At 70.7% G+C, this 24,907-nt stretch carries 25 protein-coding genes; 20 read left to right on the plus strand and 5 right to left on the minus strand.

Going from position 1 to position 24,907, the window contains the following annotated elements; all coding sequences use genetic code 11:
* Window positions 1-66: 66 nt before the first annotated feature.
* From VPH43_RS24000 to VPH43_RS24010, 3 genes are all read left to right on the plus strand, one after another.
* Window positions 67-771 (plus strand): alpha/beta hydrolase family protein, encoded by a 705-nt coding sequence (locus VPH43_RS24000; protein WP_328580304.1) that lies wholly within the window; start codon window positions 67-69, stop codon window positions 769-771.
* Window positions 772-898: 127 nt separating this feature from the next.
* A complete protein-coding gene (locus VPH43_RS24005) occupies window positions 899-3,370 on the plus strand; it encodes a sensor domain-containing protein (protein WP_328580305.1) in 2,472 nt (823 codons plus the stop codon).
* Between the two features lie 44 nt (window positions 3,371-3,414).
* A complete protein-coding gene (locus VPH43_RS24010; protein WP_328580306.1) occupies window positions 3,415-4,158 on the plus strand; it encodes a DUF72 domain-containing protein in 744 nt (247 codons plus the stop codon).
* Window positions 4,159-4,174: 16 nt separating this feature from the next.
* On the opposite strand, the gene VPH43_RS24015 is transcribed toward VPH43_RS24010, so the two are convergent.
* Window positions 4,175-4,759: a TetR/AcrR family transcriptional regulator gene (locus VPH43_RS24015; protein ID WP_328580307.1), complete on the minus strand. Its 585-nt coding sequence runs from the start codon at window positions 4,757-4,759 to the stop codon at window positions 4,175-4,177.
* Window positions 4,760-4,855: 96 nt separating this feature from the next.
* Here VPH43_RS24015 and VPH43_RS24020 point away from each other — a divergent pair, with 96 nt between their 5' ends.
* From VPH43_RS24020 to VPH43_RS24040, 5 genes are all read left to right on the plus strand, one after another.
* Complete coding sequence (locus tag VPH43_RS24020) at window positions 4,856-5,323, plus strand: nuclear transport factor 2 family protein (protein WP_328580308.1); 468 nt, start codon at window positions 4,856-4,858, stop codon at window positions 5,321-5,323.
* Window positions 5,324-5,345: 22 nt separating this feature from the next.
* The gene (locus VPH43_RS24025; RefSeq protein WP_328580309.1) at window positions 5,346-6,800 is read left to right on the plus strand and encodes a dihydrolipoyl dehydrogenase; all 1,455 of its coding nucleotides are present in this window, start codon (window positions 5,346-5,348) and stop codon (window positions 6,798-6,800) included.
* A gap of 104 nt (window positions 6,801-6,904) precedes the next feature.
* Window positions 6,905-8,011: a sensor histidine kinase gene (locus VPH43_RS24030; protein ID WP_328580310.1), complete on the plus strand. Its 1,107-nt coding sequence runs from the start codon at window positions 6,905-6,907 to the stop codon at window positions 8,009-8,011.
* Window positions 8,008-8,751 (plus strand): LytR/AlgR family response regulator transcription factor, encoded by a 744-nt coding sequence (locus VPH43_RS24035; RefSeq protein WP_328580311.1) that lies wholly within the window; start codon window positions 8,008-8,010, stop codon window positions 8,749-8,751. The genes VPH43_RS24030 and VPH43_RS24035 overlap by 4 nt, the downstream gene beginning before the upstream one ends.
* Window positions 8,748-9,455, plus strand: a complete 708-nt coding sequence (locus VPH43_RS24040; RefSeq protein WP_328580312.1) for a head GIN domain-containing protein — start codon at window positions 8,748-8,750, stop codon at window positions 9,453-9,455. The genes VPH43_RS24035 and VPH43_RS24040 overlap by 4 nt, the downstream gene beginning before the upstream one ends.
* 6 nt (window positions 9,456-9,461) lie before the next feature.
* On the opposite strand, the gene VPH43_RS24045 is transcribed toward VPH43_RS24040, so the two are convergent.
* From VPH43_RS24045 to VPH43_RS24055, 3 genes are all read right to left on the minus strand, one after another.
* On the minus strand, window positions 9,462-9,851 hold the full coding sequence (locus tag VPH43_RS24045; protein ID WP_328580313.1) for a response regulator: 390 nt from the start codon (window positions 9,849-9,851) through the stop codon (window positions 9,462-9,464).
* Window positions 9,852-10,017: 166 nt separating this feature from the next.
* A complete protein-coding gene (locus VPH43_RS24050; protein ID WP_328580314.1) occupies window positions 10,018-10,620 on the minus strand; it encodes an NUDIX domain-containing protein in 603 nt (200 codons plus the stop codon).
* A gap of 10 nt (window positions 10,621-10,630) precedes the next feature.
* The gene (locus VPH43_RS24055; RefSeq protein WP_328580315.1) at window positions 10,631-11,860 is read right to left on the minus strand and encodes an MFS transporter; all 1,230 of its coding nucleotides are present in this window, start codon (window positions 11,858-11,860) and stop codon (window positions 10,631-10,633) included.
* A gap of 102 nt (window positions 11,861-11,962) precedes the next feature.
* Here VPH43_RS24055 and VPH43_RS24060 point away from each other — a divergent pair, with 102 nt between their 5' ends.
* The 12 genes from VPH43_RS24060 (at window position 11,963) to VPH43_RS24115 (ending at window position 24,595) form a co-directional block, all read left to right on the plus strand.
* The gene (locus VPH43_RS24060) at window positions 11,963-12,772 is read left to right on the plus strand and encodes a DeoR/GlpR family DNA-binding transcription regulator (RefSeq protein WP_328580316.1); all 810 of its coding nucleotides are present in this window, start codon (window positions 11,963-11,965) and stop codon (window positions 12,770-12,772) included.
* A 56-nt stretch (window positions 12,773-12,828) separates the two neighbouring features.
* Window positions 12,829-13,497 carry a hypothetical protein gene (locus tag VPH43_RS24065; protein ID WP_328580317.1) on the plus strand — a complete coding sequence of 223 codons (669 nt, stop codon included), beginning with the start codon at window positions 12,829-12,831 and terminating at the stop codon, window positions 13,495-13,497.
* 99 nt (window positions 13,498-13,596) lie between these two features.
* The gene (locus VPH43_RS24070) at window positions 13,597-13,995 is read left to right on the plus strand and encodes a hypothetical protein (RefSeq protein ID WP_328580318.1); all 399 of its coding nucleotides are present in this window, start codon (window positions 13,597-13,599) and stop codon (window positions 13,993-13,995) included.
* Window positions 13,996-14,109: 114 nt separating this feature from the next.
* Complete coding sequence (locus VPH43_RS24075) at window positions 14,110-14,442, plus strand: hypothetical protein (RefSeq protein WP_328580319.1); 333 nt, start codon at window positions 14,110-14,112, stop codon at window positions 14,440-14,442.
* On the plus strand, window positions 14,439-15,878 hold the full coding sequence (locus VPH43_RS24080) for a TolC family protein (protein ID WP_328580320.1): 1,440 nt from the start codon (window positions 14,439-14,441) through the stop codon (window positions 15,876-15,878). Before VPH43_RS24075 ends, VPH43_RS24080 begins: the two co-directional genes overlap by 4 nt.
* Before the next feature lie 11 nt (window positions 15,879-15,889).
* Window positions 15,890-17,299, plus strand: coding sequence for a multicopper oxidase family protein (locus tag VPH43_RS24085; protein ID WP_328580321.1), 1,410 nt, complete (start codon window positions 15,890-15,892; stop codon window positions 17,297-17,299).
* A gap of 17 nt (window positions 17,300-17,316) precedes the next feature.
* Window positions 17,317-17,847 carry a cupredoxin domain-containing protein gene (locus VPH43_RS24090; RefSeq protein WP_328580322.1) on the plus strand — a complete coding sequence of 177 codons (531 nt, stop codon included), beginning with the start codon at window positions 17,317-17,319 and terminating at the stop codon, window positions 17,845-17,847.
* 24 nt (window positions 17,848-17,871) lie between these two features.
* Window positions 17,872-18,267, plus strand: a complete 396-nt coding sequence (locus tag VPH43_RS24095) for a hypothetical protein (protein ID WP_328580323.1) — start codon at window positions 17,872-17,874, stop codon at window positions 18,265-18,267.
* Between the two features lie 76 nt (window positions 18,268-18,343).
* Window positions 18,344-18,727: a hypothetical protein gene (locus tag VPH43_RS24100; protein WP_328580324.1), complete on the plus strand. Its 384-nt coding sequence runs from the start codon at window positions 18,344-18,346 to the stop codon at window positions 18,725-18,727.
* A gap of 101 nt (window positions 18,728-18,828) precedes the next feature.
* Window positions 18,829-20,103 carry a TolC family protein gene (locus tag VPH43_RS24105; RefSeq protein ID WP_328580325.1) on the plus strand — a complete coding sequence of 425 codons (1,275 nt, stop codon included), beginning with the start codon at window positions 18,829-18,831 and terminating at the stop codon, window positions 20,101-20,103.
* Window positions 20,100-21,443, plus strand: a complete 1,344-nt coding sequence (locus VPH43_RS24110; protein ID WP_442909335.1) for an efflux RND transporter periplasmic adaptor subunit — start codon at window positions 20,100-20,102, stop codon at window positions 21,441-21,443. The genes VPH43_RS24105 and VPH43_RS24110 overlap by 4 nt, the downstream gene beginning before the upstream one ends.
* Window positions 21,440-24,595 carry an efflux RND transporter permease subunit gene (locus tag VPH43_RS24115; RefSeq protein WP_328580326.1) on the plus strand — a complete coding sequence of 1,052 codons (3,156 nt, stop codon included), beginning with the start codon at window positions 21,440-21,442 and terminating at the stop codon, window positions 24,593-24,595. The genes VPH43_RS24110 and VPH43_RS24115 overlap by 4 nt, the downstream gene beginning before the upstream one ends.
* On the opposite strand, the gene VPH43_RS24120 is transcribed toward VPH43_RS24115, so the two are convergent.
* On the minus strand, window positions 24,571-24,774 hold the full coding sequence (locus VPH43_RS24120; protein WP_328580327.1) for a heavy-metal-associated domain-containing protein: 204 nt from the start codon (window positions 24,772-24,774) through the stop codon (window positions 24,571-24,573). The two genes, VPH43_RS24115 and VPH43_RS24120, sit on opposite strands and share 25 nt — an antisense overlap.
* Window positions 24,775-24,907: the final 133 nt, after the last annotated feature.

A 24,907-nucleotide genomic window follows, 5' to 3' on the forward strand; every position in this document is an offset into this window, starting at 1 on the left:
TGACGGACCTGCGCTTGCCAGCGGTCGCAAGGGCCGCCAAAGTCGGCCGTTCCACAAGGAGTGCCCATGCCCACCCCGCGCGTGCCTGAGGCGCAGCCTCTTCGGCTTGCCGTCCCTGACACCGGCGACGTGTCCGCGGCACTGCTGTTGCCGCAGGACCCGACCGCCTGCTTCGTGTTCGCGCATGGCGCCGGCGCCGGCATGGACCATGCCTTGATGCGGGCGCTGGCTACGGCGCTGTGCCAGCGCGGCGTGGCAACCCTGCGCTTCCAGTTCCCCGCCATGGAGCGCGGCAGCAAGCGGCCCGACTCGCCCGCCGTGGCCCACGCCGCCGTGCGCGCTGCCGTGGCGCTGGCCCGCAGCCGGCTGCCCGGCCTGCCGTTGCTCGCAGGTGGCAAGTCCTTCGGCGGCCGGATGACGTCGCAGGCGCAGGCCGCGGCGCCGCTGGAGGGCGTGCGCGGCCTGGTCTTCGTCGGCTTTCCGCTGCACCCCGCGGGCAAGCCGGGGCGGGAACGCGCCGAGCACCTGAGCCAGGTCGCGTGCCCCATGCTGTTCCTGCAGGGCACCCGCGATGCGCTGGCCGACGTCGCGCTGCTGCACCGGGCCTTGGCGCCGCTGGCCGACCGGGCCCACCTGGTGCTGGTGGACGATGCAGACCATGCGTTCCATGTGCGCGCCAGCAGCGGCCGCAACGATGCCCAGGTAATGGAGATGCTGGGCGACGAGGTCGCCGGCTGGACCGCCCGGCTGTTGGCGGCGCCGCCTTGGTAGCCCGTGCAGCCCCGGCCCGTGCAAAAAGGCCGTGGCGGGCGGGCCGGTGGCGCATCGCCGGTTGAACACCTGGGCCCGAGCCCAGGCAATGTGCTTACCATCCCACGCAACGGCGGAGACACCACGAGTGACGACAACGAGCACTGCGGACGACACGATCGTCGACCTGACGGCCATCTTCGATCATGCGTTCGTGGGCATCTGCTTCGTCCGCAAGCACCTGATCGACCGTAGCAACCAGCGCGCGGCCGACATCTTCGGCTGGGGTTCGCCCGCGCAGCTGGTGGGCCAGCCCATTCTTTCGCTCTACCCGGATGCGGACAGCTTCGAGCGCATGGACCGGGAGGCGCTGCCGCTGCTGGCCGCAGGCGGCTCCTACAGCGCCGACTGGCTGCTGCGCCGGCGCGACGGCAGCCCGGTGTGGTGCCGCATCTTCGGCAAGGCGCTCAACCCCAGTGCGCTCAACCAGGGCACCGTGTGGGTGCTGGAGGACATCACCGACCGCAAGCAGGCCGAGGAGGCCTTGCACACCAGCAAGGCCTTGCTCGACGATGCGCTGGAGTACATGGACCAGGGCATGAGCCTGATGGACAGCAACCTGGTGATGCGCGCGGCCAACCGGCGCTTCGCCGAGATCCTCGGGTTTCCGCCGCACCTGGTGCGCCCGGGCACGCGCTTTGCGGACATCATCCGCTTCAATGCCGAGCGCGGCGACTACGGCCCGGGCGACGTGGACGAGCAGGTGCGCAGCCGGGTCGCGCTGGCGCAGCGCTTCGAGGCGCACCAGTTCGAGCGCGAGCGGCCCGACGGCACGGTGATCGAGATCCGCGGCATCCCCATCCCCGGGCGCGGCATGGTGAGCATCTACACCGACATCACGCAGCGCGCCCACGCCGAGCGCGCCTTGCGCGAGAGCGAAGCGCGCTTTCGCAGCCTGACCGCCTTGTCGTCGGACTGGTTCTGGGAGCAGGACGCGTCGCTGCGCTTCAGCCGCCTGGAAGGCCGGCATCCCGCCGCCAGCGGCCCCGGGCCGGGCGCCGGCCTGGACAAGACCTTCGAGGAGCTGGGCTTCGAGGTGGCCGGCGGCGGGGCCGTGCACGAGGTGCTGGCCCTGCACCAGCCGTTCCGCGATGTGGTGATGCACCGGGTGACGGCGCATGGCGAGCCGCAGTACCAGCGCGTGAGCGGTGAGCCCATCCTCGACGCAGCCGGTGCCTTCCACGGCTACCGCGGCGTGGGGCGCGATGTCACCGCTGAAAAGTTGAGCGAGGAGCGCATCCAGTACCTGGCCACGCACGACGGCCTCACCGGCCTGCCCAACCGCGTGATGTTCACCCAGCTGCTGAACAACAAGATCCAGAACGCCCTGCGCTACCAGGCGATGTTCGCGGTGCTGTTCATCGACCTGGACCGCTTCAAGCTGGTCAACGACACCCTGGGCCATGACGCCGGCGACGCGTTGCTCAAGGAGATGGCGCAACGCTTTCGCGCCTGCCTGCGCGCCAGCGACGTGGTGGCCCGCCTGGGCGGCGACGAGTTCGTGGTGCTGCTGCAGGAGGTGGGTGACGCCGAGCAGGCGGGCGCCGCGGCGCGCAAGCTGCTGTCTGCGGCGATCGAACCCTTCACCCTGCAAGGCCAGGACTGCCGCGTGAGCGCCAGCGTGGGCGTGTGCCTGTACCCGCAGGACGCGACCAGCGAAGCCCAGCTGATGAAAAACGCCGACGCGGCCATGTACCGGGCCAAGTCGCAGGGCAAGAACAACGTCCAGTTCTATTCGCAGCAGATCGAGTCGCAGTCGCTGGAGCGGCGCACCTTCGAGGCCGCCTTGCGCCATGCGCTGGAGCGGGGCCAGTTCTCGCTCGACTACCAGGCCAAGCTGGACCTGAAATCCGGCGCAATCTCCGGCGTGGAGGCCTTGCTGCGCTGGCAGCACCCCGACCTGGGCCTGGTGTCGCCCATGCAGTTCCTGCCACTGGCCGAGGAGCTGGGCCTGATCGTGCCGATCGGGCGCTGGGTGTTGCACACCGCCTGCGCCCAGAACGTGGCGTGGCAGCGCCAGGGCCTGCCGCCGGTGTGTGTGGCGGTCAACATCTCGGCGCGCCAGTTCACCGAGGAGTTGCCGGGTGACATCGCGGCCGCCTTGCAGGCCAGCGGCCTGGCGCCGGGGCTGCTGGAGCTGGAGCTCACCGAGGCCACGGTGATGAGCAATGCCGAGCGTGCGGTCAAGCTGCTGGGCGCGATCAAGCAGCTGGGCGTGCGCCTGGCGATCGACGATTTCGGCACCGGCTATTCGTCGCTGGCGCAGATCAAGCGCTTTCCGATCGACACCCTCAAGGTCGACCGCTCCTTCGTGCGCGAGATCGGCGGCAGCGCCAGCGATGTGTCGCTCACCCAGGCCGTGATCGCCATGGGCAAGACGCTCAGCCTCACGGTGGTGGCCGGCGGCGTGGAAACCGCGGAGCAGCTGCAGTTCCTGAGCGACCAGGCCTGCGATGAGATCCAGGGTTATCACTTCAGCAAGCCGGTCTCGCCCACCGCCTTTGCCGAGCTGCTGCGCCACCAGGTGCCGGGCCACCCCCGCATGCACGACCCCGACTGAGCCGCGCATTGCACGCTGGTGCGCTGCTTGCTCTGGCTTGGAGCATGCGCATCGGCACTGCTGGCTGGACCTTGTCTCGTGATGTGGCGGACGCCTTTCCCGGCGAAGGCAAGCACCTGGAGCGTTATGCCCGGGTGCTGCGCTGCGCCGAGATCAACTCCAGCTTCCATCGCAGCCACAAGCCGCAGGTGTACGAACGCTGGGCCGCGCAGACGCCGCCCGGTTTTGCGTTCTCCGCCAAGCTGCCGCGCACCATCACCCACGACGCGCGGTTGCGCCGGGCGCGCGAACCGCTGACGCAGTTCCTGGCGGAGGCGGCCAGCCTGGGAGACCGGCTCGCCGTGCTGCTGGTGCAGCTGCCGCCGTCGTTCGCCTTCGAAGCACGGCCGGTGCGCAATTTCTTCCAGCTGCTGGCCGGCATGTTCAACGGCGCGGTGGTGTGCGAGCCGCGCCATGCAAGCTGGTTCACGCCGTCGGCGGACCGGGTGCTGGCGAGCTTGAAGGTGTCGCGCGCGGCGGCCGACCCGGCACGCTGGCCGGAGGCCGCCGTGCCGGGCGGCTGGCTGGGGGAGGGTGGTGACGGCCGCGGTGCGGTCGTGTACTACCGCTGGCACGGCGCGCCACGCATGTACTGGTCGCGCTATGAACCGGCCTGGATCGAAGCCCGCGCGCAGGCGCTGAAGCGCTGGCCGCCGGAGGCCGACGTGTGGTGCATCTTCGACAACACCGCCGGTGGCGGCGCGATCGGCAATGCGATGGAGTTGCGCGCGCTGCTGGGCCTGGGGTGACGCAGCCGCGGGCGGGTCAGGTCGCGGCCGCCGCCTGCTGCAGCTTCACCAGCCGTGCCAGGCTGGCCAGCGCAGCCTCGGGTGTGGCTTCGATCTGCGCGTGCACGATCGCGCCGTCCACCGCCATCGCGATGAGCGCTGCATCGCGCGGGCGTTGCCGCGAGGGTGACAGCAGTTGCTCGATGGCTGCCGCCATGTCGGCCTTGTGGCGCTGCGCCACGGCCACCACGTCGGGCAGGGCGCCACCCAGTTCCCCCACGGCGTTGATGAAGGCACAGCCGCGATAGTGGCCGTCGCTCAACCATTCCGTGAGCGTGGGCACCAATGCAGCCAGCCCTTTGCGCGCCGCGCCGTGCCGCTGCAACGCATCGGTGAACCAGGCCATCCAGCGCTGGTGCCGGTGCTCCAGGTAGGCCAGCACCAGCTCGTTCTTGCTCGGGAAATGCCGGTAGAAGGTGACCTTGGTGACACCTGACGCGGCGATCACGCGGTCGATGCCGGTGGCGCGTATGCCCTCGCGGTAGAACAGGTCGTGCGCGGTGAGCAGGATGCGATCGCGCGCCGGCAGGACGGAGAGGTCGGGGGTGGCTGCGGTCAGCATGGCGGCATTGTAGACAAGGCTGTCTACCGCCGCTACAGTCCGACGATGCCATGTGGACAGACCTGTCTACATCCTTCAACGATCGGAAGACCCGCCATGGACACACGCCCACCCCTGCCGCCCTTCACCCGCGACACCGCCATCCAGAAGATCCGCCTGGCGGAGGACGCCTGGAACAGCCGGGACCCCGCCCGCATCGTGCTGGCCTACAGCGAAGACACGCGCTGGCGCAACCGCGCGGAGTTCCCGGTGGGCCGGGCGGCGGCCCAGGCCTTCCTGCAGCGCAAGTGGGTGCGCGAGCTGGACTACCGGCTCATCAAGGAGCTCTGGGCCGTCGAAGGCCGGCGCATCGCGGTGCGCTTCGCCTATGAGTGGCATGATGACTCCGGCCACTGGTTCCGCAGCTACGGCAACGAGAACTGGGAGTTCGACGATGCCGGGTTGATGACCCACCGCCACGCGAGCATCAACGATCTGCCGATCGCCGAGAGCGAGCGCAAGTTCCACTGGCCATCGGGCCGCCGCCCGGACGATCATCCCGGACTCACCGACCTCGGGCTCTAGACCGGCCCTGAAAGCACAACCGATGCCATCCACCCCGAGCACCCTGCAGACCGACGTTGCCATCATCGGCGCCGGCACCGCCGGCATGTCGGCCTACCGCGCCGCGCTGGAGCACACGCCCAAGGTGCTGCTGATCGAAGGCGACCGCTACGGCACCACCTGCGCCCGCGTGGGCTGCATGCCGAGCAAGCTGCTGATCGCTGCGGCCGACGCCGCCCACGGCGTGCAGCATGCGGCCCGCTTCGGCGTGCATGCGGGTGAGCTGAGGGTGGACGGCCGCGAGGTGATGCAGCGGGTGCGCAGCGAGCGCGACCGTTTTGTCGGCTTCGTGGTCGAGGCCGTGGAGCGCTGGCCGGTCGAGCAGCGTCTCATGGGCGAGGCCCGTTTCATCGCCGATCAGGTGCTGGAGGTGGACGGCCGCACGCGGGTGGAGGCTTCGCGCATCGTCATTGCCACCGGCTCGCGTGCCGACGTGCCGCCGCTGTGGCGCGAGCGCCTGGGCAGCCGGCTGATCGTCAACGACGACGTGTTCGACTGGGAGACCTTGCCGCGCTCGGTGGCGGTGGCCGGCACCGGCGTGATCGGGCTGGAGATTGCCCAGGCGCTGCACCGGCTGGGCGTCCGGGTGCGGGTGTACGGCCGCAGCGAACGCGTGGGCCCGCTCACCGATCCGGCGCTGCAGGCGGTGTGCCGCGAGGTGCTGGGCGGGGAGCTGCCGATGACCTTGTCGGTCACCGCGATGGAGCCCTCGCGCGCGGGCGACGAGGTGCTGATCCGCGCCCAGACGAGCAGCGGCGCGGTGAGCGAGGAGCGTTTCGACTGGCTGCTCGCCGCCACCGGCCGCCAGCCCAATGTGGAGCGGCTGAATCTCGCCGCCACCACCTTGCCGCTGGATGCCTACGGCGTGCCGCAGCACGACCGCCGCACGTGCCAGGTGGGCTCGCGCCCGGTGTTCATCGCCGGCGACGCGTCGGACGACCGGCCGCTGCTGCACGAGGCGGCCGACGAAGGCCGCATCGCGGGCGACAACGCCGGCCGCTTCCCCGACGTGCGGGTGCGGCCGCGCCGCGCGCCGCTGGCCGTTGCTTTCTGCGACCCGCAGATCATGGTGGCGGGCGCCGGCCATGCCGCGCTGCTGGCCGCCGGCACCGCCTTCGACGTGGGCGAGGTGAGCTTCGACGACCAGGGCCGCAGCCGGGTGATGGGGCGCAACCAGGGTGCACTGCGGGTGTATGGCGAGCGCGCCACCGGCCGTTTCCTGGGCGCCGAGATGATCGGCCCGGCGGCCGAGCACCTTGGCCACCTGCTGGCCTGGTCGGTGCAGCGGGGCGACACCGTGCAGCAGATGCTGGACTGCCCGTTCTACCACCCGGTGGTGGAGGAGGGCCTGCGCACCGCGCTGCGCCAGCTGCAGCGTGCCTTGCGCATGGGGCCGGTGCCGGTGGAACGCTGCCTGGACTGCGGGCCTGGCGCCTGAGAAGGCCGCCGACCCGGCGCCTTCCAGGCACCGATCGGCCACGCCGCCCAGCACTTCGTCGCAGCGGGGCGGACGGCGCGGGCGGCCTGCCTAAGATGGGCGCCATGTCGGACAGCATCGTTTCCCCACCACTGGCGCCGCGCGAGCGCAACCCCTGGCTGGCGTACTACGTCGCCGGCTGCGTGCTGGCCTGGCTGCTGTATGTGCTGGCCGGCACGGAGTTCCAGCGCGGCCTGTGGCAGCTGTGGGAAGCGGTGTACCAGGCCACCTTGAGCCTGTGGCCGCCGATGCTGCTGGGCCTGGCCGTGCACCCGTGGGTGAACCGGCTGCAGCGCATGGCGCCTGCACCGGCGGTCGCCTTTCTCCTGCATGCCCTCGCGGCGCTGCTGTTCGGCGCGCTGTGGGAGCTGTGCGAGTTCACCAGCGCCTGGCTGCTGTTCGGGCACGACCATGCGGTGGCGGTGCTGCTGCAGACCCTGCTGTGGCGCGCCATCTGGGGCGTGGTGGCCTATGCCGCCATCGCCACCGGCTTCACCGCGATGCTGCAGTCGCGCCGGGCCCGGGCCGCGGCGCTGGCGGCCGCGCAGGCCGAATCCGCGCTGGCGCGGGCGGAGCTGGCGGCCATCAGCGGCAAGCTCAACCCGCACTTCCTGTTCAACACCCTCAACTCGCTGATCGCGCTCACCCGCAAGGACGCCAGCGCCGCCGAAGCGGGGCTGCTGCGTTTTGCCGGCATGCTGCGCTACGTGCTCGACAGCAAGCGCAGCGCGGCCGACCGGGTGGCGCTGGCCGACGAGGTGGAGTTCGTGCGCGACTACCTGTTTCTCGAAAGCCTGCGCCTGGGCCCGCGCCTGCGCATCGACTGGCAGATCGACCCCGCCACGCTGGCCGACGAGATACCGCCGCTCACCCTGCAGCCGCTGGTGGAAAACAGCGTGCTGCACGGCGTGGCGCCGCGGGTGGAGGGCGGCCGCATCCGCATTCGCAGCGGGCGCGACGAGCACGATGGCCTGGCGCTGTGCGTGGAAGACGACGGCCCCGGCTGCGACCCCGCCACCTTGGAGCAGCCCGATGCCGGCAGCCGCCGCGGCATTGGCCTGGCCGCCTTGCAGCGTCGCTTTGCGCTCGACTATGAAGGCCGTGCCCGCCTGCGCGTGCACACCCAACCCGGCGCGGGCTTTCGCGTCGACCTCTGGATACCCCAGGTATGAACACCCGCGTGCTGATCGCCGAAGACGAACCCCTGGCCGCCGAGGCGCTTGCCGAATGGGTGCAGCAGATGCCCGGCCTCGAGCTGGTGGCCAGCTGCGCCGACGGCGACACGGCGCTGGCGCGCATCCGCGCGCTGCGGCCCGACCTGGTGCTGATGGACATCCACATGCCGGGGCTCAACGGCCTGCAGGTGCTCAAGGCCCTGGCCGACGACGATGCGCCCCAGCCGGCCGTGATCTTCACCACCGCCTACGACGAACATGCACTCACCGCCTTCGAGCTGCATGCAGTGGACTACCTGCTCAAGCCGTTTTCGCGTGAGCGCCTGGCCGACGCGATCGAGCATGCGCTGCCCGCCAACCCGCCCATGCTGGGCGCGGTGGCCGATGCGCTGCAGCAGAAGGCGGGCGAGCCGCTCACCCGGGTGCTGGTGCGCGACCAGGGCAAGATCTTTCCGCTGCAGGCCGACGCGATCGAATACCTGCGCTCGGACCACAAGTACACCGCGCTGGTGAGCAAGGGCCGCAGCTTCCTGGTGCGGGTGCCCATCACCTCCTTCGAGCAGCGGCTGGACCCGCAGCGCTTCCTGCGCCTGCACCGCAGCTGCATCGTCAACCTCGACTTCGTCGAAGCCATGGTCCCTGCGGACAACTCGCAGCTGGTGGTGCAGATGCGCGACGGCACCCGCATCCCGGCCAGCCGCGAGGTGTCCAAAAAACTGCGGGAGCAATCCTTATGAGCACGATCCGGCACGGCATGGTCTGGTTGCTGGCCCTGGCCGCTGGCGCCGCGCTGGCGCAGGCGCCCGAAGGCCGGCTCTACACGCCGGGCGCCTTCGAGCGCCTGGACGTGGATGGCTCCGCCCGCATCACGCTCACCCAGGGCGACAAGGACCAGGTGTTCATCGCCGGCGACGCCGAGGCGCAGCGGTCGGTGCAGGTGCGCATGGCCGGCAACCGGCTGGAAATCCACCCGAGCGGCAGCTGGAAGTTCTGGAACAACGAGCGCCTGCAGATCGACGTGCAGGTGCGCCAGCTCAGCCAGCTCACGCTGTCGGGCAGCAGCGACGTGCTGGCCCTGGGGCCGTTCAAGGGTGACCAGCTGGTGGTGACGATCTCCGGTGCCGGCTCGGTGCGCTTCGACCGGCTGGACATGGACCGCCTGAAGTTCAGCATCTCCGGCGCCGGCGACGGCCAGCTGGCCGGGCAGGTGAGCGACTTGAGCCTGAGCGTGTCGGGCAAGGGCAAGCTGCTGGCCGAGCAGCTGCGCGCCGGCACGGCGTCGGTGTCCATCAGTGGGGTGGGCAACGCCAGGCTATGGGTGACCGAGGCCTTGCGCGTCGGTATCTCCGGCGTCGGCAGTGTGGATTACTGGGGCCAGCCGGAGGTCAAGCGGTCCGTGTCCGGCCTGGGTTCGGTGAACGCGCTGGGCGAGAAGCGCTGAGGCCGCTCAGTTGTCGGAGGGCGCGTGCTCGGCGCCCTTGTGCAGCCGGTACAGCAGCGCCTCGATGTCGCGCCCGTCCATCGGCTTGCCGAAATGGGCGTCGAAGCCCACCTCGCCGGCCTTGACCTGGGTTTCCCAGTCGGGTGCGGCGGTGATCGCGGCCAGCAGCACCCGGTCGCCCTCGGCGCGCCGGATGGTCTTGGCGGCCTCGTAGCCGTCCATCACCGGCATGTTGATGTCCAGGATGACGAGATCCGGCTTGAAGCTCTTGACCAGGTCCACCGCCTGTGCGCCGTCGTAGCAGGCCCGTGCTTCGTAGCCCAGCCAGTCGAGCAGCATGACCAGCGAGTCTGCCGCGTCGCGGTTGTCGTCTGCGACCACTGCCTTCTTTGCCATCTTTACATCCCGAGTTGAACCCAGGGGCGAGCAACTCCCGTGCCGGGGTTCGGGAGGCCGGACATGGATGCCGCATAAGGGGTTTCCCGGGCAAGCTGGGCCTGCACCCGCACCACGCACGCCGGCGGTGCCGGGCTTTGCGGCAAGGTTTGCGCGGTTCGACGGGTCAGCCGCGCAGCTGTGCCAGCCCCACCAGCGCGGCGTGCTGCAGCAGCATGATGGTCTTGCCGTCCTGGATGCCCCCGCTGGCGATGAGCGCCAGGGCCTCGGCCAGCGGCATCTCGATCACCTCGATGTCCTCGCCTTCGCTGTGCTCGCCGCCGCCCTGGCCCACACGCTGGGCCTCGTCGTATTCGGCGACGAAGAAGTGCAGCTTCTCGGTGACGGAGCCGGGGCTCATGTAGGCCTCGAAGACCTTGCGCGGCGTCTGCACCGCATAGCCGGTTTCTTCCTGCGCCTCCTTGCGCACGCAGTCGTGCGGGTCGTCACCGTCCAGCAAGCCGGCGCAGGCCTCCAGCAGCATGCCGTCCGCGCAGCCGTTCACGAACGCCGGGTAGCGGAACTGCCGCGTGAGCACGACGGTGCCGCGCACGGCATTGAACAGCAGCAGCGCGGCGCCATTGCCGCGGTCGTAGGTTTCGCGCTGCAGGCGTTGCCAGGTGCCGTCGCGGCGCAGGTAGTCGAAACGGGTGGTCTTCAGCGTGGACCAGTGATCGCAGAGCAGGCGCTCTTCGACGATGCGGATGCGCGGATGCGGGGTGTCGGTCATGGGGAGCCTTTCAGGGCTGATGGCAGGCGCCACCGGCCGGGGTGTCCGCGGCGCAGGCGGCATGCGGCCGCTGGCGGAGTTGGTGGGAGAGCAGGGCGATGAGCGTGAGCAGCAGCACCAGCAGGCCCAGCGCGGCCTGCAGCCCGATGGCGTGCGCCAGCCAGCCGATGCACGGCGGGCCGAGCAGGAAGCCGCCATAGCCGGCACCAGCCATCAAGGCGATGCCTTCGCCGGCGCTGTGCGGGCTGCGCTGCGCGGCCGCGGCAAACACCAGCGGCGCCACGATGGCCACCGCCAGCCCGACCAGGGCGAGCGCCAGGAAGACCAGCGGCACCTGCCCGGTGAGGAGTGCGGCCGCCAACGCCACCGCGGCCAGTGCATTGCAGGCGCGCAGGGGGCGCGACGGCCCCAGCCGCGCCACCACCGCGTCGCCCGCGAGGCGCATGGCCGTCATGGTGAGCGAAAACGCGGCATAACCCAGGGCCGCCACGCTGGTGGACTGGCCCAGCGTGTGGTGCAGGAAGACGGCGCTCCAGTCGGCAGCCGCGCCTTCGATCAGGAAGGCGCAGAACACGATCACCGCCAGGCCCGCCATCGCGCGCGGTGCATGCACCGGTGCACGCGGCGCGGGCGGCGCTGCGTCCACCACCAGCCGCGGCAGAAACCGGCGCGCCAGCCACACGGTGGCCGCCACGAAGCCCGATGCGGCCAGCAGGTGCCACGCGGGCGGCATGTCCAGCCGGTGAGCCAGCGCGCCCAGCCCGGCGCCGGCCAGGCCACCCGCGCTCCACATGCCGTGCAGCCGCGACATGATGGGCCGGCCGGCGCGCGCCTGCAGGTCGGCGGCCAGCGCATTCATCGCCACATCCATCGCGCCATTGGCAGCGCCCAGGGCAAACAGCGACAGCGCCAGGGACGAAGGCAGGCCCACCCATGCCGGATGCGGCAGCAGGAAAGCCAGTGCCAGTGCGGAGCCCATCGTCACCTCGCGCGCGCCGAGCACGCGGCAGCCGCGGCCGGCCAGCGGAAACGCCAGCAACGCGCCCAGCGCCATGGCGAAGAGGGCGCTGCCGAGTTGCGCTTCGTCGAGCGAGAGCGCGTCCCGCACGTCCGGGATGTTGGACACCCAGGTGGCAAAGGCGGCGCCGTTGGCGAAGAACAGCGCGGCAATCGCGGCCCAGGCCGAGCGGATGGCGCGCGGGCCGGTGGCCCCAGGAGCGCGGTGGAAGAGGTCGGTCATGCAGAATGAATCAATTTCGAGCTTAAAAGAGCATGCCAGCGTGTTTAGAATCCTGCAAGCCCTCGCCCACGCGCGGGGCTTTGCCGGAGACCCTCTAGCACCATGCCCCCCGACACCACTACCGCCTCCACCGAGGATGACGCCATCCAACGCCCACGCTTTGCCGAGGAGCGGCGCGCCCGCATCCTGGGTTGGCTGCGCGACCACGGCCGTGTGGAAGTGCTCGATCTTGCTCGAAACCTCGGAGTCTCCGAACACACCATCCGGCGCGACCTGCTGGAGCTGCAAGCCCAGGGTGCCCTGCAGAAGACCCATGGCGGCGCCGTGATGCTGGACACCGCGCGCCTGGGCGTGCAGGAGCGCTCCACCGTGCTGCCGCAGGCCAAGCAGGAGATCGGCCGCGCGGCGGCGCGGCATGTGCAGCCGGGGCAGACGCTGATCTTGGACGCGGGCACCACCACGCTGGCGATGGCGCGTGCGCTCACCGCACGCCCGCTCACCGTGGTCACCAACGCCCTGGACGTGGCCACGCTGTTCGATCGGGACAAGGACGTGCAGCTGGTGCTGACGGGTGGCACATGGCAGCCGGCGCAGCGCGCGTTCTGGGGCCCGGCCGCGCTGGCGCTGCTGGCCGGCTGCCGGGCCGACTGGGCGGTGCCGGGCGCCTGCGCGCTGGACGCGCGCATGGGCGTGACCGCCGCCGACGAATCGGACAGCGCCGTCAAGCGGGCGATGGTGGCCGCGGCGGCCCGCACGATGATCCTTGCCGACCACTCCAAGCAGGCCAGCGTGGCGCCTTTTTCGGTGGCCCGCTGGCCGGAGGTGCACCTGCTGGTCACCGACCGGGCATGGCCCGAGGTGCAGGCGCTGGGCGTGCAGCTGGAGGCGGTGGGCGGCGGCACCGCGGCCTGAGCAGGCGCGGGGTTTGCCGCAGCGTGGGCCGGACTGTTCAACCACCTGGGGGATTCATGCAAGCACGTCTCGGACTCGGGCTCAGCCTTTCAGTGATCGCCGCCGCGCTGCTGGCCGCCTGCGCCGGCACGCCCGGCGCCAGCAAGGACGGCATGAGCTTCTTCGTCACCAGCTCCGGGCCCGGCAAGGGCGCCGACCTGGGCGGCCTGGAGGGTGCTGACCGGCAGTGCCAGGCGCTGGCCACCGCGGCGGGCGCGGGCAACCGCACCTGGCGCGCCTACCTCAGCGCGCAGCCCGAAGGCGGCAAGCCGGGCGTGAACGCACGCGACCGCATCGGCAAGGGGCCCTGGCGCAATGCCAAGGGCGACGTGATCGCCACCGACGTGGAGAACCTGCACAGCGCCAACAACATCAACAAGCAGACCGCGCTCACCGAGCGGGGCGCCACGATCAACGGCCGCGGCGACACGCCCAACATGCACGACGTCCTGACCGGCTCGCAGCCCAGCGGCGTGTTCATCGCGGGCAACGTGGACAGCACCTGCCGCAACTGGACCTCCAGCACCGACGGCGCCGCGATGGTGGGCCACCATGACCGCACCGGCCTGGACGAGAGCGTGCCGGCCAAGTCCTGGAACTCCTCGCACCAGAGCCGCGGCTGCAGCGCCGATGCGCTGAAGGCCACCGGCGGCGCGGGGCTGTTCTACTGCTTCGCGGCCGACTGAAAACGAGGCCCGCCGCGGCGGGGCGGCCGGCTGCGGTGCGCTGCCGCTTGACATTGCCAGTGTGGCAAGCTTCATCATGGCCGCAGCGGACTCCCTTGCATGCGCACCCTCGCACGACTCCTTGCCCTCTGGCTGATCGCCGTGGCGCTCCCGATCCAGGGAGTGGCCGCCGCCACGATGCTGCATTGCGCCGGCATGCCCAGCCACGAGGCTGCGGTGGCGGGCCCGGGGGACCATCACGAGGGCCATGGCGGCCACCACCACGCAGGCGCCGCAACGGAGCCGGCCGGTGATGCCCATGCCACGCATCACCCTGCCGGCGGCAAGCACAGCTGCAGCGCCTGCGCTTCCTGCTGCAGCGCCACGGCGCTGCCGGCGATGCCGCTGTTGCTCGTCTCGCAGGGCGTCACGGAGCCTCTGACGCCGGACCCTGAGCGGCCCCTGGTCGCCTTCCTCACCGGCGGCCCCGAGCGACCGCCTCGAACGACCTCCCTCTGACGAGCCCGCGGCAGCCGGGCCGGCCGCGCCATCATGTGCGCCGGGCCCCGGTGTGCTGCCGCGTGTCGTACCGCGTGAGCTTCGCGGTCCACCTCCTGCTTCAAGAGGACATCGATGCCTTTGCATGCCCGCATCGTTTCCATGGTGCTGTTGAGCGCCATCCCGCTTCCCGCCGCCGTGGCTCAGCCGGTGGCGCCTGCCGCCACCCATCGGTCGGCCTTCGACGGCTACAACCGCTTCGCCGAACAGCCCGTCGCCCCCTGGCGCACCAGCAACGAGCTGGTGGCCCGCATCGGCGGCTGGAAGGCTTATGCCCGCGAAGCGGCCGCTGCCCACGAGGGCGCGGCCGCGCCGGCCGGGGCACCCTCTGCCCCTGCTGGCGAGCCGGGTGCTGCATCGCCAGCCGCGGCCGGGCACGCCGGCCACCATGGCGGGCCCAAGCCATGATGCGGCGCCCCAACCCCACACGTCTGCGATGGCGCGTTGCGGCCGCGGCAGCAGCGGTCCTGCTCACCGGCTGCGCCGCCCCGGCCATCGAATCGAACTACGCCGAGGTGCAGCGCAGCAGTCGCGAGCGGCTGGGCGCCGACCTGAAATGGCTGACCACCGACGAGGCGCGGCGCCAGGCCCGGTCCGACGTGGACGCTGCGCTGGCCCGGCCGCTGTCGCAAGACGATGCGGTGCGCATTGCGCTGGCCTACAGCCCGGCGTTGCAGTCGGCCTTGGCCGAAGGCGCGGCCTCGTCCGCGGCCGCCACGCAGTCGGCCCGGCTGCCGAATCCGGTCTTCAGCTTCGAGCGCCTGGTGCGGGGCGAGGGCGATGGCCGCGAGCTGGAGATCGGCCGCGCGCTCACCCTGCCGCTGCTGGACCTGCTGCTGCTGCCGGCCCGGGCACGCCAGGCGGACCAGCGCCAGCAGCAGCTGCGTCTGCAAGCGGTGGGCGAGGTGGCGCAGGCGGCCATCGACGCGCGGGCGGCCTGGGTGCGCGCCGTCGCGGCCCAGCAGTCGCTGGCCTACTTCGAGCAGGTGAAGACCGCGGCCGATGCCAGCGCCGAGCTGGCGCGCCGCATGCAGGCGGTGGGTAACTTCAGCAAGCTGCAGCGGGCGCGCCAGCAGGCCTTCTATGCCGAGGCGGTGGCCCAGCTCGCGCGCGCACGACAGGCCGCCCAGTCCACGCGCGAAGCGCTGGTACGCGCGCTGGGCCTGGACGCCGAGCAGGCCACCGGCCTGAAGCTGCCCGAGCGCCTGCCCGATCTGCCGGCACAACCCCAGGAGGAACACGCCTTCGGCCAGCAGGCGCTGGACGGCCGCTTGGACGTCGCGCTCGCGAAGGCGCACCTGGGCGTGGTGGCGCAGGAGCAGGGCCTGACGCGTGTGACCAGCCTGGTCGACGGCCTGCACCTGGGTGTGCAGCGCAACTCGGCCAGCGGCGCGCCGCCACAAAAGGGCTTTGACCTGGAACTGCCGCTGCCGATCTTCGACGCCGGCGATGCGCACCGTGCTCAAGCACAGGCCAGCTACCTGGCGGCGCTGAACAAGGCGGCCGCCGTGGGCGTGCAAGCGGCCTCGCAGCTGCGCGAGGCGTATGGCAGCTACCGCACCGCCTACGACCTCGCACGGCACTACCGCGACGAGATCGTGCCGCTGCGCAGGACCATCCAGGAGGAAAACCTGCTGCGCTACAACGGCATGCTGATCGGCGTGTTCGAGCTGCTGGCCGACGCCCGCGAGCAGATCGGCAGCGTGATCCAGGCGATAGACGCGCAGCGCGACTTCTGGCTCGCCGACGCCGGCCTGCAGGCCGCTGCGCTTGGCAAGCCGACCCCGTTCCCCGGCATGGACGCCCGCCCGGCCAGCGCCGGCGCGCCCGCCTCCGGCCATTGATGCACAAGACCATGAGCAACAACCGACGGCAATTCATGCTGGGCACCGCAGGTGCCGGCGTCGCCATGGCTGCGGCCAGTGTCAGCAAGGTGGCGATGGCCGCCTTGCCCGAACCGGTGGTCCAGGCCAGCCCAGACACCATGGCCCCGCTGGCGCCCCCCACCGGCCGCCCCTACAACCCGGTGGTCACCTTGAACGGCTGGACCTTGCCCTGGCGCATGAACAACGGCATCAAGGAGTTCCACCTCGTGGCCGAACCGGTGGTGCGCGAGATGGCGCCCGGCTTCAAGGCGCACCTGTGGGGCTACAACGGCCAGTCGCCCGGCCCCACGATCGAGGTGGTGGAAGGCGACCGGGTGCGCATCTTCGTGACCAACAAGCTGCCCGAGCGCACGTCCATCCACTGGCACGGCCAGCGCCTGCCCAACGGCATGGACGGCGTGACCGGGCTCACCCAGCCGGCCATCGAGCCGGGCAAGACCTTCGTCTACGAGTTCGTGGCGCGCCGGCCGGGCACCTTCATGTACCACCCGCATGCCGACGAGATGACGCAGATGGCCATGGGCATGATGGGCTTCTGGGTGACGCACCCGAGGGCGAAGCATCCACTGATCGACGAGGTGGACCGCGACTACTGCTTCCTGCTCAACGCCTACGACGTGGAGCCCGGCGCCTACACGCCCAAGACCATGACGATGCTGGACTTCAACCTGTGGACCTTCAACAGCCGCGTGTTCCCGGGCATCTCGCCGATGGTCGCGCGCCAGGGCGACCGGGTGCGCATCCGCGTGGGCAACCTCACGATGACCAACCATCCGATGCACATCCACGGCCATGAGTTCATGGTCACCGGCACCGATGGCGGCCCCATCCCGCGCACCGCGCGGTGGCATGAGGTGACCACCGACATCGGCGTGGGCCAGATGCGGCAGCTGGAGTTCGTGGCGGACGAGGAGGGCGACTGGGCCTTCCATTGCCACAAGAGCCACCACACCATGAACGCGATGGGCCACGACGTGCCCAACATGATCGGTGTGGACCACCGTGATGTCGTCAAGAAGATCACCCAGGTGATCCCCGACTACATGGTGATGGGCGAGCGCGGCATGGCCGACATGGCGGAGATGGAGATGCCCATTCCGGACAACACCGCGCCCATGATGGGTGGTGAAGGCCCGTTCGGCAGCCTGGAGATGGGCGGCATGTTCACCACGGTGAAGGTGCGGCGCGGCCTCAAAGCGGGTGACTACCGCGACCCCGGCTGGTTCCAGCAGCCCAAGGGCACGCAGGCCTACGAATGGACCGGCGCACTGGCGCAGCCCACCCGGGCCGCGCTGCCGAAAGCCGGTGCCACGCCCGCCCGCGAGATCGAGGTCCAGATTCGCAAGCCCAGCGGGCACACCGGCCATTCAGGCCATTGATGCACAGGATGAACACCATGAAGACCCCACTCTGCCTCGCCCTGCTGGGTGCCTCGCTCGCCTGGGCCACCGCGGCCCAGGCCCACGACAAGGCCGCATCGGCGCCGCCAGCGGCCCATGCCCATGCCGACGACCACGGCGCCGCCATCGGCGAAGCCGGCGATCCGGCCAAGGCCACGCGCACCGTCGAGGTGGACATGACGGACAACATGCGCTTCACGCCTGCGAGCGTGCAGGCGCGTCAGGGCGAGACGATCCGCTTCGTGGTCAAGAACTCGGGCCGGCTCAAGCATGAGTTCGTGCTGGGCGACGAAAAGGCGCTGAAGCAGCACGCCGAGCTGATGAAGAAGTTCCCGGAGATGGAACACGAGGATCCCAACCAGGTGACCGTGCAGCCCGGGCAGACCGGCGAGGTCGTCTGGCATTTCACCAAGGCCGGCAAGGTGCCCTTCGCCTGCCTGCAGCCGGGCCACTACGACGCCGGCATGAAGGGCCAGGTGGGGGTCGCCGTGCGAAAGGCCGGTGCACCGGCTGGCCATCAACACTGAGTTTTCCTCGCACAGGAGTTCAGCATGGACAGAGTGATCAAGCGCTTCATCGTCGCGTCGTGTGGGTCGGCCCTGTGGGCGCTGGCCACCGGCGCCCAGGCGGAGCTGGCCGATATCGAATGGGCCGCTGGCGGCGTGGCGGCGCGCGAGTTCCAGGTGGCCCCTGGCAAGTTCGCCGAGTGGTGCGGCAGGCTGGCCCGCGGTGAGAAGGTGCAGTGGAAGTTCGAGGCCGCGGCGCCGCTGAACTTCAACGTGCACTACCACGAGGGCAAGGAGGTTCGCTTTCCCGCCAAGCAGGACGGAGTGACCCAGGCCGATGGCACGCTCGACGTGGCGCTGGACCAGGACTACTGCTGGATGTGGACCAACAAGTCGTCGTCGGCCGTCGCGCTGAAAGCCCGCCTTCAGAAGGGCCGTTGACCTGGCTGAGCCGGAGCACGATCACACGGCACACGCCACCAGTGCTCGTCCTCGCAGCCCTAGAATCCACACCTTCATGACGCTCTCGCGCAAGCTCCGTCGCCTCGTCTGCCAATGCCTGGCCGGCGTGCTGCTGTTTGCGCAGATGGCGGTTGCGGCTTATGCCTGCCCCGGGCTGTCGAGCCCCATGCCGATGGCCACCGCGGCCGCGATGCCCGGCTGCGACGAGATGGACCCGGATGCCGCTGCGTTGTGTGCCGAGCATTGCCGTTTCGGCCAGCAGAGCGTGGACACCGCTGCGCAGCCCGCGGTGCAGGCGGCGGCACCTGCCTTGCTCTACCTGCTGCCGGACGCGCCCGTCCTGCTGGCCAACGGTGCAAGCCCCCAGGCTGCGGTCGACACACCGCCGGCCGCGCCACCACCGCCGCACGCGATCCTGCACTGCGTGCTGCGCATTTGATCCCTGCACGACACCAGCGCTGAGGGCGTCGGCCCAGCGCTGCACGTGGTACCTCGCGCCCCAAGGCGGGGTACCGATCCCTGTGTCGTCTGGGGTTTGCCATGCCAGCTTCCTTCCACCATGCCGTGCGTGGCCTCGCCTTGGCCGTGCTGGCTGCGGCCGCGCCTGCCATCGCCGGCCCGCTCGGTTTCGACGACAGCCTGCGCCTGGCGCAGCAGCGCTCGCTGCAGCTGCCCGCGCAGGCGGCGGCCGCCACCGCGGCGCGCGAGATGGCCGTTGCGGCCGGCCAGCGCCCCGACCCCACGCTGAAGGTCGGCGTCGCCAACCTGCCGGTCAACGGCAGCGACCGCTTCAGCCTGACCAGCGACTTCATGACGATGCGCAGCATCGGCGTGATGCAGGAGCTCACCCGGCCGGGCAAGCTGCAGGCACGCAGCGCACGCTTGGAGCGGGAGGCGGCGGCGGCCGAAACCCAACGGCAGTGGCTGCTGGCGAACCTGCAGCGCGACACGGCCACGGCCTGGCTTGACCGGCACTTCCTGCAGCGCATGCAGGCGCTGCTGGCCGAGCAGCGCACCGAGGCCCGCCTGCAGGTGGACGCCGCGGAAGCGGCCTACCGCGGCCGCACCGGCTCACAGGCCGACGTGTTCGCGGCGCGTTCTGCCGTGGCCTTGGTCGAGGATCGGCTGGCGCAGACCGGGCGCGAACTCGCGACCGCCGGCACGATGCTGGCGCGCTGGGTCGGCCCCGCGGCCGGCGAAGCGCCGGGCCCCGCCCCCGCGCTGGACCGCTTGCGCTGGAGCGATGACGACTTGGATGCCGTGGTTGCCCACCATCCGGAGCTCGCCCTGATGGCGCAGCAGGAGTCGATCGCGCAGGCCGATGCCGACCTGGCGCGCAGCAACCTGCAGCCGGACCCCAGCGTGGAGCTGATGTTCAGCCAGCGCGGCCCCGGCTACAGCAACATGGTGTCGGTCACCGTCTCGGTGCCCTTGCAGTGGGACCGCCCGCACCGGCAGGACCGCGAGCTCGCCGCGCGCCTGGCCACCGTCGCACAGGTGCGTGCCCAGCGTGAGGAAGCGACCCGGGCGCATGCCGCGGACACCCGCGCGCTGCTGCAGGAATGGCGCAGCGCACGCCAGCGGCTGCAGCGCTATGACGATGCCTTGCAGCCGCTCGCGCAGCAGCGATCGCAGGCCGCCTTGGCCGCCTATCGCGGCGGGGCGGGCCCGCTGGCGGCAGTGCTGGAAGCCCGGCGTGCCGAGATCGACACCCGCATGGACCGCCTGCGCCTGGAGATGGAGGCGGCCCGGCTCTGGGTGCGGCTGAACACCCTTGCGCCCTGGACACACGGCGAACCGGAGGCCCAGCGATGAAGACGAATCTTTGGGTGGGCGGCATGCTGGCCGCCGCGGTGCTGGCGAGCGCGGGCTTGGGCCTCTACCGGCTGGGGCAGTGGCATCCCGCGCAAGGGCCTGTGGCCGCGGCGCCCCCGCAGGCCGCCGGCGCCGCCGCGCCCGCCGAGCCGCCGGCCATCGATGGCGAAGAGGCCACCCAGCGCCATATCGCTGCGGGGCTCAAGGCCGGCGACGTCGACCCGGCGAGCGGCCGCAAGATCCTGTACTACATGGACCCGATGGTGCCGTCGAGCAAGTTCGACCGCCCGGGCAAGTCACCCTTCATGGACATGATGCTGGTGCCGGTGCTGGCCGGCGCGGACGGCGACGAGGGCCGGATGACGGTGAGCCCGCGCGTGCAGCAGAACCTGGGCCTGCGCACGGCGGAAGTCGTGGAGGGCCTGCTGCAGCCGCAGCTCTCCGCCGTGGGCAGCATCGCCTACAACGAGCGCGACCTGGTGGTGGTGCAGGCGCGCGCGGCCGGCTACGTGGAGCGCCTGCATGTGCGTGCCACGCTGGATGCGGTGCGCAAGGGCCAGCCGCTGGCCGAGCTGTACGTGCCGGACTGGGTGGCCGCGCAGGAGGAGTACCTTGCGCTGCGCCGCATGCAGGGCGCCAATCTGGCGCCCCTGGTGGAGGGCGCGCGCCAGCGCATGCGCCAGGTGGGAATGAGCGATGAGCAGATCGGCCTGGTGGAACGCACCGGACGCGCCCATCCACGTATCACGCTGGCCGCGCCGATGGGTGGCGTGGTGGTGGAGCTGGCCGCGCGCGAAGGCATGAGCGTGATGCCGGGCAGCACGCTGTTCCGCATCAATGGCCTGGCCACCGTGTGGGCGAATGCCGAGGTGCCCGAAAGCCAGGCCGCCCTGCTGCGTCCGGGCAGCCGGGTGCACGCGAGCAGCCCCGCGGTGCAAGGCCCCGGCTTCGACGGGGAGGTGCAGGCCCTGCTGCCCGAGGTGTCGCCCAGCACCCGCACGCTGAAGGCCCGTGTCGAGCTGGCCAACCCCGGCGGCCGCCTGGTGCCCGGCATGTTCGTGACGCTGCAGTTCATGGGCATGCGGCCGCACAAGGCCTTGCTGGTGCCGACCGAAGCCGTCATCCAGACCGGCCAGCGCGCGGTGGTGATGGTGGCCGAGGAACAGGGGCGCTTCCGGCCGGTGGAGGTGGAGGTCGGCGCGGAGAGCGGCGGCCGCACCGAGGTCCGGCGCGGCTTGCAGGTCGGCCAGCGGGTGGTGGTGTCGGCGCAGTTCCTGATCGACTCCGAAGCCAGCCTGCGCGGGCTGGAGGCCCGGCTGAACGCCCGGAGCGCACCGTGATCGCCCGCCTGATCCGCTGGTCGATCGCCAACCGCCTGCTGGTGCTGCTGGCCACGCTGATGCTCAGCGCCTGGGGCGTGTATTCGGTGATGCGCACCCCGCTGGATGCGCTGCCGGACCTGTCCGACGTGCAGGTGATCATCCGCACCACCTACCCCGGCCAAGCGCCGCGGATCGTGGAGAACCAGGTCACCCATCCGCTCACCACCACCATGCTGTCGGTGCCGGGCGCGAAGACGGTGCGCGGTTATTCCTTCTTCGGCGACTCCTATGTGTACGTGCTGTTCGACGACGGCACCGACCTGTACTGGGCCCGCTCGCGGGTGCTGGAGTACCTGAACCAGGTGCAGTCACGCCTGCCCGCCGCGGCCAAGGCCTCGCTGGGGCCCGACGCCACCGGCGTGGGCTGGATCTACCAGTACGCGCTGGTGGACCGCTCCGGCACGCAGGACCTGTCGCAGCTGCGCGCGCTGCAGGACTGGTTCCTCAAGTACGAGCTGAAGACGGTGCCCAGCGTGGCCGAGGTGGCCACCATTGGCGGCATGGTGCGCCAGTACCAGGTGGTGGTGGACCCGGCCCGGCTGGCGGCCTACAACATCCCGCACACCCGCATCGTGGAGGCGATCCAGCGCGCCAACCAGGAAACCGGCGGCTCCGTGCTGGAGCTGGGCGAGGCCGAATACATGGTGCGCGCCTCCGGCTACCTGCAATCGCTGGACGACTTCCGCGCGATCCCGCTCACCACCAGCGACGGCGGCGTGCCGGTGCGCCTGGGCGACGTGGCGCGCATCCAGCTGGGGCCCGAGATGCGGCGCGGCATCGGCGAGCTCGATGGCGAGGGCGAAGCCGTGGGCGGCGTGATCGTGATGCGCTCGGGCAAGAACGCGCTGCAGACGATTGAAGCGGTGAAGAGCAAGCTGCAGGCGCTGCAGGCCAGCCTGCCGCGCGGCGTGCAGATCGTGCCCACCTACGACCGGTCGAACCTGATCGAGCGTGCGGTGGGCAACCTCACGCACAAGCTGGTGGAGGAGTTCATCGTCGTCGCGGTGGTGTGTTTCCTGTTCCTGTTTCACCTGCGGTCGGCCTTCGTGGCCATCGTGTCCCTGCCGCTGGGCATCCTGGCCGCGTTCAGCGTGATGCAGCTGCAGGGCGTCAACGCCAACATCATGTCGCTGGGCGGCATCGCCATCGCCATCGGCGCGATGGTGGATGCAGCCGTGGTGATGATCGAGAACGCGCACAAGCACCTGGAACATTGGGGCCATGCACATCCCGGCGAAAGCCTTCAGGGCGCCGCGCGCTGGCAGGTGATCGGCGATGCTGCGGCCGAGGTGGGCCCGGCGCTGTTCATCTCCCTGCTGATCATCACCTTGAGCTTCGTGCCGGTCTTCACGCTGGAGGCGCAGGAGGGGCGGCTGTTCTCGCCGCTGGCCTACACCAAGACCTATTCGATGGCTGCGGCCGCCGGCTTGTCGGTGACCTTGATCCCGGTGCTGATGGGCCTGCTGATCCGCGGGCGCATCCCGCACGAGCAGCGCAACCCGCTCAACCGCCTGCTGATCGCGCTGTACCGGCCGGCACTGGACGCGGTGCTGCGTGCGCCCAAGCTCACGCTGGCGATCGCGGCGCTGCTGCTGGCTGTGAGCCTGTGGCCGCTGCAGCACATCGGCGGCGAGTTCATGCCGCAGCTGGACGAAGGCGACCTGCTGTACATGCCCTCGGCCTTGCCCGGCCTGTCGGCGGGCAAGGCGGCCGAGCTGCTGCAGCAGACCGACCGCCTGATCAAGACGGTGCCGGAGGTGGCCAGCGTCTACGGCAAGGCCGGCCGCGCCGAAACCGCCACCGACCCGGCGCCGCTGGAGATGTTCGAGACCACCATCCAGCTGAAAGCCCGCGACCAGTGGCGCCCGGGCATGACCACCGACAAGCTGGTCGAGGAGCTGGACCGCGTCGTCAAGGTGCCGGGACTGGTCAACATCTGGGTGCCGCCGATCCGCAACCGCATCGACATGCTGGCCACCGGCATCAAGAGCCCGGTGGGGGTGAAGGTGGCCGGCACGGACCTCGCGACCATCGACCGCCTCACCGGCGAGATCGAGCGGGCGCTGAAACCCGTGCCCGGCGTGAGCAGCGCGCTGGCCGAGCGGCTCACCGGCGGGCGCTACGTGGACATCACCGTGCGGCGCGACGCCGCTGCGCGCTATGGCCTCAACATCGCCGACGTGCATTCGGTGATCGGCTCGGCCATCGGCGGCGAGAACATCGGCGAAACGGTCGAGGGCCTGCAGCGCTTTCCGATCAACCTGCGCTACCCGCGCGAGCTGCGCGATTCGCTGCCGGCGCTGCGCGCCCTGCCCATCGTCACCGGGCGGGGGCAGCGGCTGGTGCTGGCCGACGTGGCCGACCTTCGCATCAGCGACGGCCCGCCGATGTTGCGCAGCGAAAACGCGCGCCTGGCAGGCTGGGTGTACGTGGACATCCGCGGGCGCGACCTGCGCTCGGCGGTGCGCGACATGCAGCAGGTGGTGGCCGACAAGGTAAAGCTGCCGCCGGGCTATTCCATCTCCTGGGCGGGGCAGTTCGAGTTCCTGGAGCGCGCCACGGCGCGCTTGGGCGTGGTGGTGCCCTTCACGCTGCTGATCATCTTCGTGCTGCTGTACCTCAGCTTCGGCCGCCTGGACGAAGCCCTGCTGATCATGGCGACGCTGCCGTTCGCGCTGGTCGGCGGCGTCTGGCTGCTGTGGGGGCTGGGCTACAACTTCTCGGTGGCTGGCGCGGTGGGCTTCATTGCGCTGGCGGGCGTGGCGGCGGAGTTCGGCGTCATCATGCTGCTGTACCTGAAGCAGGCGTGGCAGGCGCGCCTGGCCGCGGGGCTGGGCTCGCACGCTGACCTGGTGGAGGCGATCCGTGAAGGCGCGGTGCAACGGGTGCGGCCCAAGGCCATGACCGTGGCGGTGATCCTGGCGGGCCTGTTCCCCATCATGTGGGGCGAGGGCACCGGCTCGGAGGTGATGCAGCGCATCGCCGCGCCCATGGTGGGCGGCATGATCACGGCGCCGCTGCTGTCGATGTTCGTCATTCCGGCGGCGTACCTGCTGCTGCGGCGCCGCCGCTCGGAAGGCGCGGTTCAGCCCACGGCCACCGGCGTGTAGCCCGCCTCCTTGATCGCGTCCGCCAGTTCGCCGGCATCGGCCTCGCCCGGCTCGATCTGCACCCGGTGCGTGGGCAGGTCGACGCGGACCTGGGCGGCGCTGTCCGCCTGCTTCACGGCCTTGGTGATGGTGCTCACGCAGTGGCCGCAGGTCATGTCCTTGACTTCGAAGGTGATCATGGTTTCTCCAGGGGTTGGTGACGCTACTTTTGGGCTTGCCATGGTGGCAAGGTCAAGCGCCTTTCATGAGAGACCTTACTGCTGACGTGTAGAACTCCGGCACCTCACTTGACCCTGCCATGGTGGGAATGTT

Origin of the sequence: Ideonella sp. BN130291 (assembly GCF_036231905.1) — a bacterium.
Taxonomy (GTDB): domain Bacteria; phylum Pseudomonadota; class Gammaproteobacteria; order Burkholderiales; family Burkholderiaceae_C; genus CAMLIZ01.

What these genes read in the sequence shown, in the direction of transcription:
- VPH43_RS24000 (WP_328580304.1), top strand. Translation starts at nt 67, where the DNA reads ATGCCCACCCCGCGCGTGCCTGAGGCGCAGCCTCTTCGGCTTGCCGTC.
- VPH43_RS24010 (WP_328580306.1), top strand. Translation starts at nt 3,415, where the DNA reads ATGCGCATCGGCACTGCTGGCTGGACCTTGTCTCGTGATGTGGCGGAC.
- VPH43_RS24015 (WP_328580307.1), bottom strand. Translation starts at nt 4,759, where the DNA reads ATGCTGACCGCAGCCACCCCCGACCTCTCCGTCCTGCCGGCGCGCGAT.
- VPH43_RS24020 (WP_328580308.1), top strand. Translation starts at nt 4,856, where the DNA reads ATGGACACACGCCCACCCCTGCCGCCCTTCACCCGCGACACCGCCATC.
- VPH43_RS24025 (WP_328580309.1), top strand. Translation starts at nt 5,346, where the DNA reads ATGCCATCCACCCCGAGCACCCTGCAGACCGACGTTGCCATCATCGGC.
- VPH43_RS24030 (WP_328580310.1), top strand. Translation starts at nt 6,905, where the DNA reads ATGTCGGACAGCATCGTTTCCCCACCACTGGCGCCGCGCGAGCGCAAC.
- VPH43_RS24035 (WP_328580311.1), top strand. Translation starts at nt 8,008, where the DNA reads ATGAACACCCGCGTGCTGATCGCCGAAGACGAACCCCTGGCCGCCGAG.
- VPH43_RS24040 (WP_328580312.1), top strand. Translation starts at nt 8,748, where the DNA reads ATGAGCACGATCCGGCACGGCATGGTCTGGTTGCTGGCCCTGGCCGCT.
- VPH43_RS24045 (WP_328580313.1), bottom strand. Translation starts at nt 9,851, where the DNA reads ATGGCAAAGAAGGCAGTGGTCGCAGACGACAACCGCGACGCGGCAGAC.
- VPH43_RS24050 (WP_328580314.1), bottom strand. Translation starts at nt 10,620, where the DNA reads ATGACCGACACCCCGCATCCGCGCATCCGCATCGTCGAAGAGCGCCTG.
- VPH43_RS24055 (WP_328580315.1), bottom strand. Translation starts at nt 11,860, where the DNA reads ATGACCGACCTCTTCCACCGCGCTCCTGGGGCCACCGGCCCGCGCGCC.
- VPH43_RS24060 (WP_328580316.1), top strand. Translation starts at nt 11,963, where the DNA reads ATGCCCCCCGACACCACTACCGCCTCCACCGAGGATGACGCCATCCAA.
- VPH43_RS24065 (WP_328580317.1), top strand. Translation starts at nt 12,829, where the DNA reads ATGCAAGCACGTCTCGGACTCGGGCTCAGCCTTTCAGTGATCGCCGCC.
- VPH43_RS24070 (WP_328580318.1), top strand. Translation starts at nt 13,597, where the DNA reads ATGCGCACCCTCGCACGACTCCTTGCCCTCTGGCTGATCGCCGTGGCG.
- VPH43_RS24075 (WP_328580319.1), top strand. Translation starts at nt 14,110, where the DNA reads ATGCCTTTGCATGCCCGCATCGTTTCCATGGTGCTGTTGAGCGCCATC.
- VPH43_RS24080 (WP_328580320.1), top strand. Translation starts at nt 14,439, where the DNA reads ATGATGCGGCGCCCCAACCCCACACGTCTGCGATGGCGCGTTGCGGCC.
- VPH43_RS24085 (WP_328580321.1), top strand. Translation starts at nt 15,890, where the DNA reads ATGAGCAACAACCGACGGCAATTCATGCTGGGCACCGCAGGTGCCGGC.
- VPH43_RS24090 (WP_328580322.1), top strand. Translation starts at nt 17,317, where the DNA reads ATGAAGACCCCACTCTGCCTCGCCCTGCTGGGTGCCTCGCTCGCCTGG.
- VPH43_RS24095 (WP_328580323.1), top strand. Translation starts at nt 17,872, where the DNA reads ATGGACAGAGTGATCAAGCGCTTCATCGTCGCGTCGTGTGGGTCGGCC.
- VPH43_RS24100 (WP_328580324.1), top strand. Translation starts at nt 18,344, where the DNA reads ATGACGCTCTCGCGCAAGCTCCGTCGCCTCGTCTGCCAATGCCTGGCC.
- VPH43_RS24105 (WP_328580325.1), top strand. Translation starts at nt 18,829, where the DNA reads ATGCCAGCTTCCTTCCACCATGCCGTGCGTGGCCTCGCCTTGGCCGTG.
- VPH43_RS24110 (WP_442909335.1), top strand. Translation starts at nt 20,100, where the DNA reads ATGAAGACGAATCTTTGGGTGGGCGGCATGCTGGCCGCCGCGGTGCTG.
- VPH43_RS24120 (WP_328580327.1), bottom strand. Translation starts at nt 24,774, where the DNA reads ATGATCACCTTCGAAGTCAAGGACATGACCTGCGGCCACTGCGTGAGC.